The sequence below is a fragment of the Anaerococcus degeneri genome (assembly GCF_017874475.1).
GTDB lineage: Bacteria > Bacillota > Clostridia > Tissierellales > Peptoniphilaceae > Anaerococcus > Anaerococcus degeneri.
The window spans coordinates 391,457-410,623 of the sequence record NZ_JAGGLO010000001.1 but is presented as its reverse complement, the minus strand read 5'-3'; the positions used below and the strand labels follow the sequence as shown (position 1 = coordinate 410,623).

Sequence of the window (19,167 nt, the reverse complement as noted above, 5' to 3'; positions counted from 1 at the left end):
CTATTCCTCCTCTATACCTTCGTTGCTAACTAGATATACATTTTCGTCATTTTCTTTACCTATATCTTCAGTTAATTCCATATTTTCTGCTACTACAGCATTATAAATTTTAACTCCGGATTTAACTTTTACACCGTTTAGTAAAACTGAATTGTAAACTTCAGCTCCTTCTTCTATCTCAACTTCAGAAAACAGAACAGAATGGTTAACCTTGCCATTTATAACACATGCCTCATTTACAAGAGTATCAGTAAGCTCAGCCTTCTTTCCTAGTCTATGTGGAGGTAGGTTAAGAGATTTTGTATATATTCTCCAATTATCATCATATATTCCAAGTTCATTATCAGGATCGATAAGATCTAGATTTGCCTGCCAGAAACTTCTAACTGTTCCTACATCCTTCCAATAACCATCAAATTTATAAACATAAAGTGGTGAGCCTTGATTTAACATTTTTGGTATAATATCATGACCAAAGTCATTTGTAGATTCTTTATTTTCATAATCTTCAATTAATTCTTTTCTTAAAACTTTCCAATTGAAAATATAAATACCCATTGAAGCAAGATTTGATTTTGGATTTTCTGGCTTTTCTTCGAATTCAACAATTTTTCCATCTTCATCAGTATTCATAATACCAAAACGACTAGCTTCATCCCAATCCACTTCCATAACAGCGATTGTACAGTCTGCGCCTTTTTGCTTATGAATATCTAGAAGTTCTCTGTAATCCATCTTATAAATATGATCGCCAGATAAAATTAAAACGTACTCTGGATTAACCTCGTCTAGATAATTTATGTTTTCATAAATAGCAGAAGCAGTACCTTCAAACCACCTACCACCTTCTTCTGTATAATAAGGTGTAAGAATTCTTAAGCCACCAAAATTCCTATCATAATCCCATGCAGTGCCAATACCAAGGTGTTCATTTAATAGTTGTGGTTTATATTGAGTCAATACACCTATGTCTTTAATTTCACTATTTGTAGAGTTACTAAGGGCGAAATCTATAATACGATATTTCCCCCCAAAAGGAACTACCGGTTTTGCCATTTCTCTTGTCAATGCTTTAAGTCTTGAACCTTGTCCACCTGCTAAAAGCATTGCTGCAATATTGTTTGAGTTTCTCATAAGCCCTCCTGTTTTATGAATTATATTTGTCTTCATATATATACCCAATTATGGAAATTATATTCTAGAAAACCTTTTCTTTTTTATATTTTATCATAAATATAACTCTTTTGACAAGCCTTATTATATTAGTATAATCATCTTATATGGGGATGCCATGGTTTCGACGTGATTGAAGAGGCTTTGGCTGCAGGTCGTATATCAAAACGTAAATTGATAATTAAATATAAACGCAAACGAAAATAGCGAAGCAAACTTCGCACTAGCTGCCTAGTAATAGGTCAAGCAATGAATATTAGGTCCGTCGCAGACTTAATATTTGTTTTATAATTACGCGACAACCGATATATCAAAGCTTTGAGTTATATCGAGTATTATGAAGCTAGCATAAATACTTTTTGTAGGTTTTTGATTATTTATGCGAAACTTTAAAACTTAATAAACTTGTAGATGCCTTTGGTGACGCTTTCACGGACAAGGGTTCGACTCCCTTCATCTCCACCAAACACCTTTTAAACGTTGATTATTCAGCGTTTATTTTTTATTAAATACATATTTACTACCATTAATATATATTTACCAATAATTTTCATTTAAAAATCGTATAAATTTCCACACAAAAAACCCCCAAAAGGGAGTTTCTTGTTTTTATAATTTTTAGTTTTTATAATATAGATTATCCGTCGGTCTTTTTCCGCCAAATATATTTTTATCTAAGCTTTCTAATTTGTCCATATAAATCTCAAACACACCTGCCATGGTATCTGAATCTATAAAGGTATTTTCCATTGATTTATAAATTTTTATAGCCTCTTCATTTGTTATGTCGTAATTATTTATAATACCTTGTGATAAGACAGTTTCTTCGTTAATTTCTTGTTGGGCTTTTTTAAATTCAATCATGAACTTATCAAAACTTTCCTTATTATCTTTAAGGTAATTTTTATTAACTATGATTACTTCTGACAAGAAGTCACTATCAGAGTCTGTTTTTGAGTTAGGTAACATAGCTATTGCTTTGTTTACATCAAAAGTGTAATATGATCTCTTTGCTATTGCTTTTGAATAATATGGTTCTGAAATTATTGCTAAGACATTTTCTGTCTTATCGAGATTTTTTACCAAATCTTTTTGATTGTAATAAAACTCGGTTTTTATCCTCATAAGAGTCTTTATGAATCCAAGTCTAGATTCAATTAATTTGTTCATCGACTCATTTAATTCAGGTACCATGATAGTTTTTCCAGCCATATCTTTAGGATTATTAATTTGTTTATCGCTTATTATATGAATGTTATTAATTAGAGTTATTGCAGCGACTTTAATGTTTTCATCAGTTTTATTATATAAATCAACGACCTGATAGGCTGGCACTATTGCTATGTCAAAGTTTAATGACTCAATCTGAGAAAAGTTATTAACCTTTGTATAATCATAATTTTCATTACTAGCACATAGCCTATCCATGATAATATCTGAAGCAAATGTAGCAGTTTTAACGTTTATTTTATTTGTTACCGGTTTTTTGCTTACTTCAATCACGTCTTTTTCGATTTTTTCAACTTTATTAGACTTATTTTTCTGGAGTAAAATGCAACCTGTTAGCAATAAAACAGGGATGATTATCACTAACAATTTTTTTAACTTATTCACTCACATCTCTCCTATCTTCCAAGGCTCTTTCTAGTGTAAGTTGATCAAAGTACTCTAGGTGAGACCCTACTGGAATGCCTTGGGCAATTTTTGAAATCTTAATATTTCTTCCCTTTAAAAGATTAGTTATAAATAGAATTGTTGTCTCACCTTCTATTGTTGATGCAATAGCAAGGATTATTTCCTTGATATCCTCTTTATCCAATCGTTCTAAAAGTTTATCAATATTTAATTTATCAGGACTTATATCATCTGATGGTGAAATAAGCCCCCCCAAGACATGGTATTTCCCTCTATAGGCTCCAGATTTTTCGATAGCTATGAGATTTCTCACATCTTCAACAATACAAAGATATTCTTCATCTCTAGTGAAATCTCTACAAATCTTGCAAGTTTCTTCTTCTGTGAGATTGCCACAAATATTACAGTGGTGAATTCTTTCCTTAACGTCTATCAAAGCTTTTGAAAAATCTTCAACACTTTTTGCATCCTCGTCGACTATGCTCATGGCAAGTCTTTCTGCACTTTTTCTGCCTATAGTAGGTAGTTTTTGAAATTGTTCTATTAAATTATTTAGTGATTCGGGTAAAATCGCCATTACATTAAACCAGGAATATTAATTCCACCAGTTAGTTTGCCCATATTTTCTTCGTTAAATTTATCAGCTTTGCTTGCTGCATCATTTATAGCAACCATGATTAAATCTTGAAGCATCTCAACATCATCAGGATCAACTACATCTGGATTAATTTTAATAGATGTTAGTACTTTTTTACCTGTAACAGTTGCTTCTACAACCCCACCGCCTGCAGAAGATGTAAATTCTTTTTCCTCAAGCTCCTGTTGAGCCTTTTCCATTTCCTCTTGCATCTTCTTAACTTGTTTCATCATGTTGTTCATATTTGGCATTCCGCCTCTAAAATTTCTAGCCATTTTTTCCTCCTATTTTATAATTAATTCATCAGCAAAAATATTTTTTAGCTTGTTTATTATATCGGTTGTCTTCTTATTAAATTCTGGTTTTTCAGTTTTTTTTATGTCACCAGTCACTAAAGAAAAGTTTATATCTTTTTTTAGGATACCTGAAAGCTTTTCGCCTATTTCATCTACTTTTGTTTCAATAAATATCCTATAAAACTCATCTTTAATTATAAGGATAAAATCATCTTCGATATATTCATAATTAAATCCTTCATCCTTAAAAAGTGTGTTTAACATAGTTCCCGATGTAGAAACTACCATATCTCTAATAGAATGCACTGTCTTTGGATCAAGCATAGTAGGCTCAGGAATATTTTCCTTTTCTTCTTTAATTTCATTTGCAATAGATTGATCCAACTCTTCATTTGGACTGAATTGTTCAGAATTATTTTCAATCGAATTTTCAATTTCCATTTCTTTTTTAATAGGTAATTGATTTTGAGTATTCACAATTGGTGTGAAATTTTCTAACCTATTATCAATTATCCTATTAATAGTATCAACTATATCAGACTGACCCATTCTTTCAAGTTTTTCAACCCTTGATATAAGGCTATTCATATCAACAGTATCAATCAATCTTAAAACCATAACTTCACTTAAAATATCCGTATTAGATGAAGAATTTATTTTTATAAAATAATCGTTCAATACATCAAGACTAGTTAAAATTCTTTCTAAACTAATATCTTCAATTTTATCTTTAAGCAATTCAAGTCTTTCCTTATTTTCAAAACTTGATTCATCCTCACTTACCTTCAAAACCATAAGGTCCCTATAAAAATTGATAAGTGAATCGACAATATCCAGGTTAGACTTACCATCATCTCTTATTACTTCAAGGTATTTTAAGCTTTCTCTTTGATCTTGTGCAATGATACTGGTTACAAGTTTATTGACTTTCTCAAAATCTACTGAACCAAGAATAAATTCGACATCCTTGAGTAAATATTCTTCCTTATCAAAGGATAGGACCTGGTCTAAGATGCTTAAAGCATCCCTCATAGCTCCCTTAGCCTTTCTGATAATAAGGTCAATAGCCTCATTTTCCATTTTTATATTTTGGTCATTAAGGATTATATTTATCTGTTCTCTAATTTTAGATGAGTCAATCTTGTTAAATTCAAATTTTTGAACCCTTGATAAAATTGTTTTAGGGATCTTGTCAATTTCTGTAGTAGCAAGAATAAATACCAAATGTTTTGGTGGTTCTTCCATGATTTTTAAAAGGGCATTAAAAGCTTCCCTGGTAATCATGTGGGCCTCGTCTATTATGTAGACTTTGTATTTTAAGTTTGCTGGTGGATATATTACATTATCCCTAAGATTTCTAATATCATCTATACGCCTATTACTAGCCGCATCCATCTCCACTACATCAAGACTAGTTTCTTCTTCTATAGCCCTACAATTTTCGCATTCTAAACAGGGTGAACCGTCTTGTGGGTTTAGACAATTTATTGCCTTAGCAAAAATCTTGGCAGCAGAAGTCTTACCACAGCCTCTTTCTCCAGAAAATAGATAAGCGTGAGAAAAGTTTTTATTTTTTATTTGATTTTTTAATACATTTACAACCTTGTCTTGACCAAGGACTTGATCAAACACCTTAGGTCGGTATTGTCTATATAAAGCTTTTGCCATAGCCTTCCTCTCTACCTACTAATTATACCACAAATTAAGATAAATTTTTATTTTTTTCTTTTGCAATGATAATAAACAAAGGTATAGTAAGTTATTGTAGCATGGAGAGCTGTCCGAGCGGTTTAAGGAGCACGATTGGAAATCGTGTATACAGTTTTCTTGTATCATGGGTTCAAATCCCATGCTCTCCGCCACGCACTAGACAGGGAACTAGCGGTGCCTTGTAACCTGCAATCCGCTATAGCAGGGTTTAAGTCCCAATGGAGGGCTCTTAGCAAAATAAAAGACTAAAATAACTAGTGTTGATTGATAGATCTTACGCAACATAAGACTGTGAACCATGTCAGGAGGGGAACCTAGCAGCATTAAGCAGACACTTATGTGTGCCGTAAGGCAACCTATCATGAGCTAGGGATTCTAGCCCCTATATTAGGCTAATTGTTCGATATTGGGTGTGCTTACATATGACTCCAAGTTAATCTTGGAGTTTTTCTATGCTCAAAATTAGTTTTATGTTATAATAGAATTAGATAAAAATTGAGGAGCTAAAATTGATTGGAGAAAAATTTACCAAACTTTTTAATAAACCAACAGCCAACCTTATGATACCAGCTAGCCAGGTTGCCGTAGTTAATGAAAATGACTCTTTACTTCACGCAAGCTTGGTCTTATCTAGTTCCGGATATCAAATTATACCTGTAGTTGATGATCATAATTGCATTAGGGGGCTTATTTCTATTCCCTTAATAGTAAGAAGTTTTGACGACCTGTCCCTTTTTAATGAAGATAAACTTGCGGCTCATAAGGTAAAAGAAGCAATGAACCAAGTAGTACCTATTCTTTTTGATAATTACGAACTTGAGGATGTAATCTCTTTATTAATCGACAATAACTTTGTCTGTATAGCCCTTAAAAACGGATATTTTTTAGGAATCATACCTAGGAAAGTTGTCTTAGAAAGGTTTACACAAGTGGCCCACAATATTGAAAAAGAATATGATTTAATAGAAAAATAACAAGGACAAAAATCCTTGTTATTTTTATGCTTATTTTTCAATTTTAAAAATGGCTGACCCAAAGGCTTCGATTCCTATTTCTTCACCCTTGTTTATCTTTCCATTAATATTTCCACTGCCACCAAATTTTAGTTCGTTAGTATTAATAATTTCATTTAGCTCATAAGGACTTGTAAGCTCATATCCAATGTCAGTAAAGTTTACAATTATCAAATACCTTTCATTTTTAAAAGATTTTTCATATGCATAAATACTATATCCATCTATATCAAAAATCTTAATTTCAGAATCATCTTCATTTAAAGGCTTGGTAGATAGGAAAATTTTTGCTAATTCTTTATAATATTCATTGAAGTTTTTATTCAATATTTCATCCAAATTAAATTCGTTATAAATGGAAAATGTCCTCATATCTGCAAGTTCATCTCCCATGAAGATTGACTTCGAAGATTTTAATGTCATTAAAAATGTAAATAGGGTCTTGAGTTGGTCAATTTTCCTATCTTCTGAGTACATCTTCATGGCTAGATTAGCTTCATTTAAGAAACTATCCACATATGAAAAACCAAATACCTTAGAAGAAGACCCATTTTGTATTAAATTTCTAATATATGTCTGATAACCAGCCCTTTCCATAGGAATTTTCTGGAATACTTCAACTATCTTCCTAAATTCACTATCAAATATTAAATCATAACCCAGGTCTAAATCTGGGTAGACTCCGTTAAAACCAACTATAGAATATGCCTTGTTAGCCTTAATCAAAGCATTGATTTCCCTGATGAGTTCAAGCCATGATTGATTGACTCCCCTATTTTTATCTCCTTGCCAATAAATCATATTCTCTGCTGCCGGAAAATATAGGCCGTCAATTCTTAATTCTTTTAGGTAATAATTAACTAGTGATAATAAGTAAGACTTCACTAGGTTTTTATCAGGATCAAAATTCATGGACCCATAATAATTGTATTTTATATTGTCATAATCGTAATTATAAAGATTTGTCCCATCAAACTTATCTAAGTATAAAAAATCTGAGTCAAATTCTGCTATGTCTAGCTCAGCTATTACTCCAATTTTTTCTTTGTGAAGTAAATCGATAAAATATTTAAAATCATCAAGACTTCCATATCTTTCAGAAAAAGCGAATAACCCAATTGAAGAAAATCCCATTTGCTTGTAGTTTTTGTATTCACTAATTGGCATTATTTGTACATGAGAAAAGTTATTTTCTTTTATATGGGCTACTAGGTCTTCATAAACTTTTTTCTTATCATCTTTTCCCCTAAAAATCGCTCCAAGATGAACTTGATATATATTTTTTGGCTTAGTAGATACTTTTTTATACTTATATTTATAAGAAGAATTTTCAATGACCGATACTTCTTCATCAAGGCAGATTTTCTTAGAATATGGATCTAATTTTTTAAAAACATTACCATTTTCGTCTTCAACAAAATATTGGTAGCGGTCTCCATTATTCGCCACATCTATAGTTACCGAAAATACTCCAGTAGGATATTTTCTTAGGGTAATTTTTTCCCAATTATTAAAATCACCTGCTAAGCAAACATTTTGGGCATTTGGTGCAAGGACCCTAAAAATATAATCTTTTCCCTTTCTATTATGGGCGCCGAAAAATTCATATCCTTCGGCAGAATTACCATTTATATAATCTCTAGTATTCATTTATAAACCTTTCTTTATCTTAGTTCATAGTCTTTATAGCCACTAATCATGGCCCTGGTAACTTCAATCATCATCCAGTCAACCTTTTTTGACCAATCAGGATCAGTGGCGTATAGCTTGCCAATTCCATTTGTAGAAATACCATTATAAAACTTGCCTTCTTTATTGAGGTATTCATTCTTTAAATGTTTAGCTACCGTAAAAATAGAGGCCCTTTCATCTTTAAAATCTGTCGCTAAATTGTATGGGTCATGGTCAACAGCATTAAACCCAAATAAATTTTTCTTCTTTAAAAATAGCTCACTGGTACCATTGCCAGTCTCATGCTTAGCCATAGCCATAAGCAAAATTGGATTTACACCTTCTTCTTCGCTGGCATCTTTAAAGTCTTTTTCAAGTCCTAATAGGTTTGTACCAGTAAGACCCCATCCTAGTTCTTCCCTAGAAAACTGAGTAGGATTTAAAGGATAAAAATCACTTTTACTCGATATTTTTGTTGATCCTTTTTCTATGAAATCATCTAAGTCTTTTTTTAATTTTTCAAACCTTATATCTCTCATGTCTTTTAAATTCATAGCTTCTTCAGAAATTTGTTTAAGGCCAAGTATTAGGGCTTCCTTCTTATTAACCTTAGGCTCACTTGCAAATGAATTATCGGCAAATCCATAAAATGGCAAAATTAAAAGCATTAAGAATATAAAATTACTAATAAAACTTTTTTTATACACATAAGTCTCCTTATATATAAAATATATATTAATAAAATTATATGCTTAATGCTCTATTTATCAAGCTTTCATTTTTCTTGAACCAGGCTTGACTGCAGGTATATCTTTTAAATGATCTGGTAGATCATCAGGATCCCAGGCATTTACCTCAATTTTTGTTGCTGATATAAGTGGTAGGCCATTTATTTCGTCCTTATGGGACCTATTTACAATTGAAGTTAGGGCAAGGACTTCGCCACCGTGTTCTCTAATAACTTCAACTGTTTCAAATGAAGACTTACCAGTTGTAATTACATCTTCTACGATTATTACTTTTTGGCCTTCTTTAATTTCAAAGCCACGTCTTAGTGTCATCTCATTGTTTTCTCTTTCTGTAAAGATCGCATCTACACCAAGAGCCCTAGCTACTTCATAAGCTATTATAATTCCACCCATAGCAGGTCCAACACATAAGTCTACCTCAATACCAGCTTCTTTTATTTTTGCCGCAATTATTTTTGCAACTTCTTCGCAGTATCTAGGATTTTCAATTAACTTTGCACATTGTACATACTTATCAGAGTGTTTCCCACTTGATAAAATAAAGTGTCCTTCAAGTAAGGCGTGAGATTCTTTTAATAATTCTATTGTTTTATCCATTTTTTCTCCTATAAAATTCCAACTATATCGTTAATATCACTGATATTATTATCAGCACAATATTTTTCTAGATTGTCAATTATTTCAATCATTGTATCGAGTTTTGAAAAGTTTGCTGTACCAACTTGGATTGCCGAAGCTCCCACCATCATAAATTCGAGGCAATCTTCAACATCCATAATTCCACCCATTGCTATAATTGGTATGTCAACAGCTTGGGCAACCTCATAGGTCATTCTTAAAGCTATTGGCTTGATAGCAGGACCTGAAAGGCCGGCAGTTTTATTATTAAAAACAAATTTTCTCTTTCTGACATCAACTGCCATGGCATTAAAAGTATTAACAAGAGAAATTGCATCAGCCCCACAATCTTGAGCTATTTTTGCAAATTCACCAATATGAGTCACATTTGGTGAAAGTTTTACAATCAAAGGATGCTTAGTTTCAGCTCTTACGAGACTAATAACTTCTCTAGCTTTTTGAGGATCTGTACCAAAGGCCATACCTCCTTCTTTAAGGTTTGGGCAAGATATGTTAAGCTCTATCATATCAATGTCAGCCTTATCAAGCTTGGCAGCTCCTATACTATAATCATCATATGAATGGCCACCAAGGTTTGCTATAACAACTGTGTCATACTTTCTCATGAAAACTAGTTCATTATCTATAAAGTGGTCAACACCTGGATTCTGAAGGCCAATTGAATTCATTATTCCTGCTGGAGTTTCATAAATTCTAATTCCGGGATTTCCTGGATTTTTCCTTAAAGTTAGACCCTTGGAAGAAATCCCACCAAGTTTATTAAGGTCTATGTAGTCTTTGTATTCTTCTCCAAAACCAAAGGTTCCACTTGCTGCAATTACTGGATTTTTAAATTCAACGCCCGCTATATTCACTTTTAAGCTCATTAAAATATCCTTTCTGCATCAAAAACTGGACCATCTTTACAAACTCTGATGAAGTCACCATTTTTATCTTCAACTGTGCATCCTAGGCAAGCACCTATTCCGCAACCCATATAGGCTTCCATTGATACTTGAATTTTGGCCTTAGTATTTTTCTCACAAAGAGCTTTTAACATAGGATTTGGACCGCAAGCATAGATAAGGTCATAATCATCTGGGTTTAATTTATCAAGAATAAATAACCCTTCATCTCTCTCAGAGCTTGTTACAATCTTGTTTACATAAGGATTAAATTCATCTATAAAATAAGGATCAGCTGCAAATCCACCATAGAAATCAGCCTTGGTTTCAAGGTTTTTAGCGAGTTCTAATAATGGTGCTATGCCAATTCCTCCGGCAACTATGGCAATCTTCTTATCATCTGTTTTTACAAATCCATTGCCAAGAGGACCTAAGACTGAAACTCCGTCACCTTCTTTAAGTTCTGCTAATAGCTTTGTGCCCTTTCCTACAACTTGAACTAAGAATATCAGCCTATCTTCTCTTTGGTCACATACACCAAAGGGTCTGGCTAGGATTGGGTCTTGCCTAAATGAATCTGCCCTCAGCATAAAAAACTGGCCTGGTTTAGCATTTAAGTTTATATCTATGGAAATTTTTAAAATTCCTGGTGCAATTTCAACATTTTCTAAAACTTTACATGGTCTATATGCTTGCATTTTTAGCTATTTCCTTGTAAGTTTCAATAGTTTTTTCTCTTGCATATTTACCAACATTTGATGCCCCATCTTCAAAATTCATCCAATTTTTAAGGATAGCTCTAGATGAGTTTACTACGCCTGCATTTAGATTATTCATTAAATTATAAACATTTAAACTATCAGCTGCTTGGGCACCAAAGCCAGGAATTAAGAAAAACATCTTGTCATATCTTTTTCTAATTTTTTCGACTTCTTCGCTGTGAGTTGCACCTACAACAAGTCCAACGGGACCGAAACCAAATTCACCAATGTAATTATCATTTAGTTCTTTTAGCTTATCTCCAATTGTGTAGAAAAGTTCCTCACCATTTGTCTCTAAAACTTCAAAGTCATTTGCACCTGGATTTGAGGTCCTTAGAAGAACAAAAACACCTTTGTCTCCAGATTCTAGGTAAGGAAGGTATGGAGAAATCGAATCCATACCCATGTATGGGTTTAAGGTCATAAAGTCAACTTCAAAGTCACCTTCAAAATGAGCCTTTGCATACATAGTAGCAGATGCTGCAATGTCAGATCTTTTAACATCCCCTATTGTGAGTAAACCTTGACTTCTAAGGTAGTCTAAAGTATTTTTATAGGCAAGCATACCCTCAAGTCCATAAGACTCATAGTAGGCAATTTGTAGCTTATATATAGCACAAACATCTTTAGTTGCATCAATTATTTCCTTGTTGTAGTCAAAAAGCGCTTGGTGGATTTCTTTGTCTTCCTTCATAGATTCAGGAATATAATCCATAGATGTATCAAGACCTACACAAACAAAGCCTAATTTTTCGACCCTTTCATATAATTTATCTATTATTTTCATATTTCAATACTCCTTTTCTATAAACTCTTTCAACCGAACCAGTAAGTGTCTTTCCTATCATTAGGGAATTTTTTGACTTAGAAAGAATATCTTCTTCTTTGTAAACAAAAGACTTATCAAGGTCAACTAGAGTAAAATCAGCAAGATAACCTGGTTCTAATTTGCCCTTTTTAATTCTTAGAATTTCTGAAGGCCTAGTAGACATTATCCTTACTAAGTCATTTAAAGATATAAGTCCAGACTTAACCAATACTTCATAGCAAGTAGAAAAAGCTGTTTCAATGCCTATGAAGCCTGGTGCATTTTGCTTTTTCTCTTGGGCTGAATGGGGAGCATGGTCTGTTGAAATTGCATCAACATAGCCCTCCTTAATCATTTGAAGTAAAAACAACCTATCTTCTTCTCTTCTAATTGGAGGATTCACCCTCATTTCATCCCTAGTTTTGTCTGAAAAATATATGTGATGAGGGGTAACTTCACAAGTTATTTTTGCACCAAGATCTTTAAAATATTTAATAGCTGTCATGGCCCCTTTTGTAGAAACGTGGGAAAAATGAACTGGCATATCTAACTTATAGGCATAATAACAATCCCTAAGAGTCATGGCGTCTTCTGCCACTTCATAGTCTATAGCAGAAACTTTTCCAACTTCCTCGTGGAGGGTCATATTTATACCAAGTTCTTTAGCCTTTACCATAGCCATATACATGACAGCATCATCATTAACACCATGACCGTCGTCTGAAATAAATTTTACAGAATCAGGCAAAGTGTCAAGATGATCAAGAGTTTTTCCGTCAAAATTTTTTGTAATAGTATAAACTTGGTCAATACTAATTAAATCAAGGTCCCTACCCCTTTTCATGATATCTTCATAAACTTCAGGGCTTGAAACAGTTGGCATGGTATTACCCATTAAAAGAACGTTTGTAAAACCACCCTTAAGAGCAGCGTGAGAACCAGTTTCCAAGTCTTCCTTGTAGGTAAAACCTGGATCTCTAAAGTGGACATGAAGGTCTGTAAAAGAAGGAAGAAGGGCGAAATTATCACAATCTACAATCTCGTCTGCCTCTTCTTTAGGGAATTTTTCTACTATAATTCCATCTTCAACATAAAGGTCATTTTTAGAAATTTTTACGTCATCAAAGCCGTAAAAGTTGGTAAAAATTTGCTTCATTTTATTCTTCCACGTCATAAATGTGGCCACAATAAGCGCACTTATAAGTTTTTTCTTCTTTATCTATCAAAATAAATTCACTTTGAACTTCCCTTTCGCTTGTAGAAACACATTTAGGATTTTGACATGTTAAAATATCAACAGCCTTTTCTGGAAGTTCTAGTTGGAGTTTTTTAACTACCTTTTCATTTTCAATAATATTTACAGTTGCAGTTGGATCGATGATTGAAACTGCATCTAAGTTTATTTGAATATTATTGGCAATTTTTAGGATGTCTTTTTTGCCAAATCTTGTAGAAGAAGCATTTAAAATTATGGCTACTTCATCTTTCAAATCTTTTAAGTCCAAAAGATTATATATTTGCATGCCAAGACCAGCCCTAATGTGGTCTATTACGATTCCGTCTTTAATACTTGTAATTTCAATCATTGTTCGCCTCCAATAATTTCATAATTAGTGCCATTCTTACATACATACCAAATTTTGCTTGTTTAAAATAAACCGCTCTTGGGTCATTATCGACCTCTTTTGCTATTTCGTTAACCCTTGGAAGTGGGTGTAATACTATCATATCTTTTCTAGCCCTATCCATTTTTTCCTTATCTAGAAGATATGAGTCTTTAAGTCTTGTGTATTGGGCATCAGAGTAAAATCTCTCTCTTTGAATCCTTGTCATATAAAGAATATCAATCTTGTCCATGACTTCGTCAAGACTTCTTACTTCTTCATACTCAGAATTTTCATCAAATACTTCTTCTTTTACATATTGTGGAAGTTTTAACTCTTCTGGAGAAATTAATATGTATTTATTTCCCTCAAATAGGTTTAAAATTTTTATTAATGAGTGTACTGTTCTGCCATATTTTAAGTCACCGCAGATACCAATAACATGGTTATCAAAGCTTTCTTTGTAGTTGCTAATTGTTAGCATATCTGTAAGAGTTTGGGTTGGGTGTTGGTGACCACCGTCCCCCGCATTGATAATTGGGCAATCAGCTGCAAGACTTGCAAGGTAGGCAGCACCTTCTTGTGGGTGACGCATGGCTATTATATCAGCATATTGACTTACAGTCTTGACTGTATCTTGAAGGCTTTCACCTTTTTTTGCTGATGACACGCTTGCATCAGAAAATCCAACTACAGAACCTCCCAGTCTAAGCATAGCAGATTCAAATGATAATCTTGTCCTTGTTGAAGGCTCAAAAAAAAGAGTCCCCAATAACTTCCCATCTGCTGAATGAGAAAAATCGGCTGGACTCTTATAAATATCATTTCCTAGTTCGATAATTTCAAGTAAATCTTCTTTTGTCAAATCGTGCGAATTTAATAAATTTTTTATAGAAATCATACTATCTCCTTAGATTTTTTAAAATTATACCAGTATATTTCTATCTGTCAAAATTATAATTCGCTAATTAAATCTGAAATTGACTTTGTGGTAACCATGCCCTTTTCGATACCTAAATCATTAAGGATTTCATCTATTTTTGATTGGTTGGTAAATTCAATTTCCATATATGGGTGTGGGTAGGTATTCTTATCCCAGGTGTCTATATCAAATCTCTGACCCTTATACCTATATGAAATTCTTTCCTTATTCCCCTTGTATTTTAACTTTATTCCCATCTTATCAAGGATTGATGTCATCATAGATACTGAATCAATATGAACTGTAAATTCATTATTAATTCTCACATCCTCATCATTCTTGACTTCCTTGAAGGTTAATTCTATTGGATTTTTCTTATCATCTACTAGGCTTTCCCTAATCCTTAAATACCCTTTTTTAAATTCTCCATCTTCTGGTTCAAAAGTGTAATTTGTTTGCATTTCCTTACATATTTTCTCTGCCCCAAGGCTTATTAATTTTTCTTCAATCTCCTCAGGAATTATGTTTAAAACTTTTACTTCTATTTCTCTTTGCATTATCCTATCCTAACTGGGTCAAAATCAACATAGTCGCTTGATACACAAACTAAATTGACCCCTTCAAAATTTCCTTCCTTTATCAACCTATGACCATTCCCATGAAGGTGACCATAGATTACCGTATGAGCCTTAAAATCTTTGGCCAAATCAAAAAATTCATTCAATGATCTATCTGTATTTATTGGTGGATAGTGGAGATTTATAATAAGGTTTTTATCAGACTTTGAACTTTTTATTGAGTTTTCAAGCCTTAGAAGCTCTCTTTTAAAAATTTTTTCATCATGATCAGTGAAATCTCTACTATCCCTGCTAATCCAGCCCCTAGTTCCGCAAATTAAATAATTTTCTACTTCAAAAGAATTATTTTGCAAAAACTCTATTGAATTAAGTCCCAGCTGGTTAAGCTTATTTAAGGATGACCACCAAAAATCATGGTTGCCCTTCATCATTATCTTTCTACCAGGAAGGGCGTCTATTTTTGCAAGGTCAATCTTTGCATCATTTATATCCATTGCCCATGAAATGTCTCCTGGTATTAAAACTGTATCATCATCTTTTATTTTATTTTTCCAATTTGTGAAGATTTTCTCTTGGTAATTTTCCCAAGCATCTCCAAAGACCTCCATAGATTTTTCTTCAGTATAATCTAAATGTAGATCAGCTAGAGCATATATCATCTATCCTCCAATTGTATTTTATTAACATCAATATTTTCAGCTGCAAAAAAATCTTCTTCTCTCTTATGACAAGTAAAATAAATTATTTGTCTAGTTGAAGATTCATCTAAAATCAAATATAAAAACCTAATCAATCTTTCTATATCAAAGTTTATGAAGGCATCATCAAAGATTAAAAAAGAATCTCTAATGGCTTCATCTACCAAGCTAAGCTTCATAGCAAGGTTTACCTGGTCAAAAAATCCTTTTGACAGCTGGTCTTCATTATATAGAAAACTAGACCTATCTCTAATTTGGCTTTGTAAGTCCTTATCAAAATCAACTTCAAATTGTGATTTGCTGGTCTCATTCAAAATAGTTTTTATTTTCCTATTTAACCTACAAATATCAGCCCTATTTTCATCAGCTATTTCTAGAATAATTTTTTGAGCAAACTTAATTGCTTTTATTTCATTCTCTATTTTTTCTAGTATATCTCTTTGATACTTAAGGTCATCTCGTAGACCTGCTTCCTTTTGTAAAATATTATCAACTGATAAAAGTTCTTTTTCTTGAGAATGGATTTTTAATCTACGGTCCCTTATTTGATATTCAAGTTTTGAAATTTCTTCCAATTCTTTTAAATTATCGTAGTTTGTAAAATCAAGATTATTTCTCTGGTCATCTTCAAATAAACCTAAGTCTTGTTTTTTTAATATATCCAAAACATCTAGTATTTTTTCTCTTTCAGCAAGAAGATTTTCATATTTTTCATACCTGCGCCTTAGACTATTATACTCAGCTTGATAATTTCCTCCATTCTCTTCAAATCGCCTTAAAATAAGATAGATAAAAGGTAGACTTAAAAGTAAGATATAAGGCTTTTTAGAAAATATTCCAACTAAGCCTATAGCAAGAATTGCAAGGATATAGATTAATCTATATTCTTTTTTTATTTCCTTGTTTTCATAAACCTTTAAATTTTCTTCGTCTACTCCCTCAAGATCATCATAAGCCTCTAACTCTTTATCTAGTTCAAAGAGTTTATCAGACCACTTCCTATAGGATTTGAAATTTTCATCTGATCTTTTCTGCTGATATATATAATTAGTTTCTTTTTTTGTTTTGTATTCATTTTCATTCTTAGAAAGAATATTTTTTTCTTCTTCTAAGTTTTTAAAAGACTTATAGAAATTTATTTTTAGCTTTTCAATTTCAGTAATTTCTCTTTCTAGATTTTCTATTTTTTCTTTTGTTTTATAATAAGGCTTGGTATAAGCCCTGTCAGTGCCTAGTTCTCTTAACCTGTTATCTAAGATATCCAAGGCATTTTTCACAGAAAAATTATAATCTATATCAGATGAAGCGAGTTTTTCAAGAATTTTTTTCTTACTATCAAGGCTAATTTCCTGTATTTGCTCTGATGAGATATAAGACTTATAGATATCATAACCGATTCCTAGAAAAAATTTCCCAGGTGCATTTAGGTCTGATTTTTTAAGATCAATCTCTTTATTGTCGCTTAAATTTGTAATCCTAAAATCCCCATTATCAAAATTTCTATAAAGCAAATATAATTTATCATTTTTTCTAATTTTCATCTCACCTGCGTAGATATAAGATGATTTTGGCCTATAGATTTCTCTTTTATTTGAAAAACTTATCCTTACTTTCCCCTCATCAAAACCATAGAACATACCTTCTATGAAATTTTTTATAGTTGTTTTTCCCGATTCGTTTAAACCGTAAATTAGGTTAAAGGTTGGAGCTAACTTTATTATTTTATTTTGAAATTTACCAAAAGACTTAATATTTAATTCTTCAATAAAAATCCTAGTCATCCTTGCTCCTATAAATTGCATCTAATCCTAATTCTAGAGCTCTTTTTTCTGTTTCTGATAATTCTTCTGGAAATTTTTTCCAATATTTTTCTAATAAAGAATTTGGATATAAATTAACTAAGTTATTAATTGGCTCAACTTCAGTTGACTTTATTTCAAGGTGATTAACCCTTATACCTTCTTTTATCTTTTTGATATTAGCTTTTCCTTCAATACTTAACCTTAAATAATTTTCCCTATCAGATTTAATTTTAGAATTTACATACGAAATAAGGCCATTTTCATCTTCAAAATCATCCATATTTAAGCTTATATTGCAAAAACTCATAATAGATGAATCAAGGTGACTAATTTCTCCTTCATCATATAAGATATAACCATAATCATAAATATCTGAAAAATCGCTTGGTTCTATAGAACCAGCATAGTAGATATTATTTCCAAGATCGTCCCATCTATGGATATGACCAAGACCAACGTAATCAAAGCCTATTTCCTTTAATTTATCCAAATTTAAATTTAAATATGGAGAATCAGGAGTATTGATTGTAGCGTGTACCAATAAAATATTAAAATAATCAGAATCTAAGTCTATATCATAAGAAAAATCTTTATTAAAAATCCTATCCCTATAAGATATGCCATAGATTCTTGTAGAATTTATTTCATAATACTCAAGTTTTTCCTTATTGAAGATATGGAGATTAGTTGGTTTGATTTTAAAAATGGCCTCATTTTCTTCTCCAATATAGTCATGGTTTCCTGCTACATAAAAAACATCTTTGCCAAATTCTTCAAATTTCTCAAAAAGATTCCTATAATCACTAAGAGTAAATAACGACCTTTCATACAGATCACCTGCTATTAATAAAAAATCAACATCCTTATTATTACTTAAAATATTTTCCAAAGATTTTCTATTGTTTTCTCTTATTTTATTTGAAAGACCACTATTAAAATCAAACCTATCTCCCAGATGGCAGTCAGCTAGGTGGATAAATTTCATATAAGGTTTACACTTTCTATAAGCCTTTTGCCATCTTCAATCTTATAAACTGTAAGGGAACCATTATCTATCCAAAAAGATTGCCAATTATCAAGGTCTTTCAAAATCCAAAATAAAGTCGACCTTATAGCTATGCCGTGACTTATAGCTAGTATATTTTTATCTTCTCTAGATTTTTCATCTAAAAATGATGAAAGTCTATTAATTACATCTCTTCTTGATTCCCCATTTGGGTAGGTTGTGTCAAAGTAAGCATCTTTCTCTTTTGCAAAAAAATCTTTATGATTTTCCCTCACATCATAAATGTTCTGACCCTTAAAATCCCCAAAATCCATTTCATTTAATCTTGTATCTACCAAATAATCCTCATAACCCAAAATCTCCGCGGTTTCTTGGCTACGAATTAAACCTGAAGTATAAACTTGATCAATTTTATAGTTTTTTAAAAGTTCTTTGGTCTTATCTAGTATATATAAACCCGATTCCTCAAGCCTGGTGTCAGGTGTAGAGTATTTCTTTTCTATATTTGCCATGGTTAAACCATGTCTTAAAAAAATAATTTTCATATTCCACCTCACTAATAATTATAACAAAATTTATCT

The 19,167-nt window shown here is 32.0% G+C and carries 20 protein-coding genes, 1 tRNA gene and 2 other RNA genes; 4 read left to right on the top strand and 19 right to left on the bottom strand.

Annotated elements, in window-relative coordinates; translation table 11 throughout:
- Positions 1-1,134: a glucose-1-phosphate adenylyltransferase gene (locus tag J2Z38_RS01970; protein WP_209771798.1), complete on the bottom strand. Its 1,134-nt coding sequence runs from the start codon at positions 1,132-1,134 to the stop codon at positions 1-3.
- A gap of 148 nt (positions 1,135-1,282) precedes the next feature.
- Here J2Z38_RS01970 and ssrA point away from each other — a divergent pair.
- Positions 1,283-1,638: a transfer-messenger RNA gene (gene ssrA / locus J2Z38_RS01965) on the top strand.
- A gap of 153 nt (positions 1,639-1,791) precedes the next feature.
- Here ssrA and J2Z38_RS01960 read toward each other — a convergent pair.
- From J2Z38_RS01960 to dnaX, 4 genes are read right to left on the bottom strand one after another with little or no spacing between them, the layout of a single operon-like run.
- Positions 1,792-2,787: a substrate-binding domain-containing protein gene (locus tag J2Z38_RS01960; RefSeq protein WP_209771795.1), complete on the bottom strand. Its 996-nt coding sequence runs from the start codon at positions 2,785-2,787 to the stop codon at positions 1,792-1,794.
- A complete protein-coding gene (gene recR / locus J2Z38_RS01955) occupies positions 2,780-3,385 on the bottom strand; it encodes a recombination mediator RecR (protein WP_209771792.1) in 606 nt (201 codons plus the stop codon). Before recR ends, J2Z38_RS01960 begins: the two co-directional genes overlap by 8 nt.
- The gene (locus tag J2Z38_RS01950; protein WP_209771789.1) at positions 3,385-3,720 is read right to left on the bottom strand and encodes a YbaB/EbfC family nucleoid-associated protein; all 336 of its coding nucleotides are present in this window, start codon (positions 3,718-3,720) and stop codon (positions 3,385-3,387) included. Before J2Z38_RS01950 ends, recR begins: the two co-directional genes overlap by 1 nt.
- A gap of 9 nt (positions 3,721-3,729) precedes the next feature.
- The gene (gene dnaX / locus J2Z38_RS01945) at positions 3,730-5,409 is read right to left on the bottom strand and encodes a DNA polymerase III subunit gamma/tau (RefSeq protein ID WP_209771786.1); all 1,680 of its coding nucleotides are present in this window, start codon (positions 5,407-5,409) and stop codon (positions 3,730-3,732) included.
- A 103-nt stretch (positions 5,410-5,512) separates the two neighbouring features.
- Between dnaX and J2Z38_RS01940 the strand changes: the two genes are divergently transcribed.
- The 3 genes from J2Z38_RS01940 (at position 5,513) to cbpB (ending at position 6,425) form a co-directional block, all read left to right on the top strand.
- Positions 5,513-5,603 (top strand) — tRNA-Ser (locus tag J2Z38_RS01940).
- Positions 5,603-5,869, top strand: an RNA gene (ffs, locus tag J2Z38_RS01935) — signal recognition particle sRNA large type. The genes J2Z38_RS01940 and ffs overlap by 1 nt, the downstream gene beginning before the upstream one ends.
- A gap of 91 nt (positions 5,870-5,960) precedes the next feature.
- Positions 5,961-6,425, top strand: coding sequence for a cyclic-di-AMP-binding protein CbpB (gene cbpB, locus J2Z38_RS01930; protein ID WP_209771783.1), 465 nt, complete (start codon positions 5,961-5,963; stop codon positions 6,423-6,425).
- A 30-nt stretch (positions 6,426-6,455) separates the two neighbouring features.
- Here the strand turns inward: cbpB and J2Z38_RS01925 are convergent, their stop codons facing one another.
- The 14 genes from J2Z38_RS01925 to J2Z38_RS01860 are packed head-to-tail and all read right to left on the bottom strand — an operon-like array spanning position 6,456 to position 19,131.
- Positions 6,456-8,114, bottom strand: coding sequence for a glycogen-branching protein (locus J2Z38_RS01925; RefSeq protein ID WP_209771780.1), 1,659 nt, complete (start codon positions 8,112-8,114; stop codon positions 6,456-6,458).
- Between the two features lie 14 nt (positions 8,115-8,128).
- On the bottom strand, positions 8,129-8,842 hold the full coding sequence (locus tag J2Z38_RS01920; protein ID WP_225304671.1) for a glucosaminidase domain-containing protein: 714 nt from the start codon (positions 8,840-8,842) through the stop codon (positions 8,129-8,131).
- Between the two features lie 60 nt (positions 8,843-8,902).
- Positions 8,903-9,481, bottom strand: coding sequence for an orotate phosphoribosyltransferase (gene pyrE, locus J2Z38_RS01915; protein WP_209771778.1), 579 nt, complete (start codon positions 9,479-9,481; stop codon positions 8,903-8,905).
- Between the two features lie 8 nt (positions 9,482-9,489).
- Positions 9,490-10,389: a dihydroorotate dehydrogenase gene (locus tag J2Z38_RS01910; RefSeq protein WP_209771776.1), complete on the bottom strand. Its 900-nt coding sequence runs from the start codon at positions 10,387-10,389 to the stop codon at positions 9,490-9,492.
- Positions 10,389-11,105 carry a dihydroorotate dehydrogenase electron transfer subunit gene (locus J2Z38_RS01905; RefSeq protein WP_209771773.1) on the bottom strand — a complete coding sequence of 239 codons (717 nt, stop codon included), beginning with the start codon at positions 11,103-11,105 and terminating at the stop codon, positions 10,389-10,391. Before J2Z38_RS01905 ends, J2Z38_RS01910 begins: the two co-directional genes overlap by 1 nt.
- Positions 11,092-11,955, bottom strand: coding sequence for an orotidine-5'-phosphate decarboxylase (gene pyrF / locus J2Z38_RS01900; protein ID WP_209771770.1), 864 nt, complete (start codon positions 11,953-11,955; stop codon positions 11,092-11,094). The genes J2Z38_RS01905 and pyrF overlap by 14 nt, the downstream gene beginning before the upstream one ends.
- Positions 11,939-13,132, bottom strand: coding sequence for a dihydroorotase (locus tag J2Z38_RS01895; protein WP_209771767.1), 1,194 nt, complete (start codon positions 13,130-13,132; stop codon positions 11,939-11,941). Before J2Z38_RS01895 ends, pyrF begins: the two co-directional genes overlap by 17 nt.
- Position 13,133: 1 nt before the next feature.
- A complete protein-coding gene (locus J2Z38_RS01890; RefSeq protein ID WP_209771764.1) occupies positions 13,134-13,562 on the bottom strand; it encodes an aspartate carbamoyltransferase regulatory subunit in 429 nt (142 codons plus the stop codon).
- Positions 13,555-14,481, bottom strand: coding sequence for an aspartate carbamoyltransferase (pyrB, locus tag J2Z38_RS01885; protein WP_209771761.1), 927 nt, complete (start codon positions 14,479-14,481; stop codon positions 13,555-13,557). Before pyrB ends, J2Z38_RS01890 begins: the two co-directional genes overlap by 8 nt.
- A 53-nt stretch (positions 14,482-14,534) precedes the next feature.
- The gene (locus J2Z38_RS01880) at positions 14,535-15,059 is read right to left on the bottom strand and encodes a class IV adenylate cyclase (RefSeq protein ID WP_209771758.1); all 525 of its coding nucleotides are present in this window, start codon (positions 15,057-15,059) and stop codon (positions 14,535-14,537) included.
- Positions 15,059-15,739 carry a metallophosphoesterase gene (locus J2Z38_RS01875; RefSeq protein ID WP_209771756.1) on the bottom strand — a complete coding sequence of 227 codons (681 nt, stop codon included), beginning with the start codon at positions 15,737-15,739 and terminating at the stop codon, positions 15,059-15,061. Before J2Z38_RS01875 ends, J2Z38_RS01880 begins: the two co-directional genes overlap by 1 nt.
- Positions 15,736-17,559: an ATP-binding protein gene (locus J2Z38_RS01870; RefSeq protein ID WP_209771753.1), complete on the bottom strand. Its 1,824-nt coding sequence runs from the start codon at positions 17,557-17,559 to the stop codon at positions 15,736-15,738. The genes J2Z38_RS01875 and J2Z38_RS01870 overlap by 4 nt, the downstream gene beginning before the upstream one ends.
- Positions 17,552-18,565 (bottom strand): metallophosphoesterase family protein, encoded by a 1,014-nt coding sequence (locus tag J2Z38_RS01865; protein ID WP_209771751.1) that lies wholly within the window; start codon positions 18,563-18,565, stop codon positions 17,552-17,554. Before J2Z38_RS01865 ends, J2Z38_RS01870 begins: the two co-directional genes overlap by 8 nt.
- Positions 18,562-19,131: a histidine phosphatase family protein gene (locus J2Z38_RS01860; RefSeq protein ID WP_209771748.1), complete on the bottom strand. Its 570-nt coding sequence runs from the start codon at positions 19,129-19,131 to the stop codon at positions 18,562-18,564. Before J2Z38_RS01860 ends, J2Z38_RS01865 begins: the two co-directional genes overlap by 4 nt.
- Positions 19,132-19,167 lie beyond the last annotated feature (36 nt).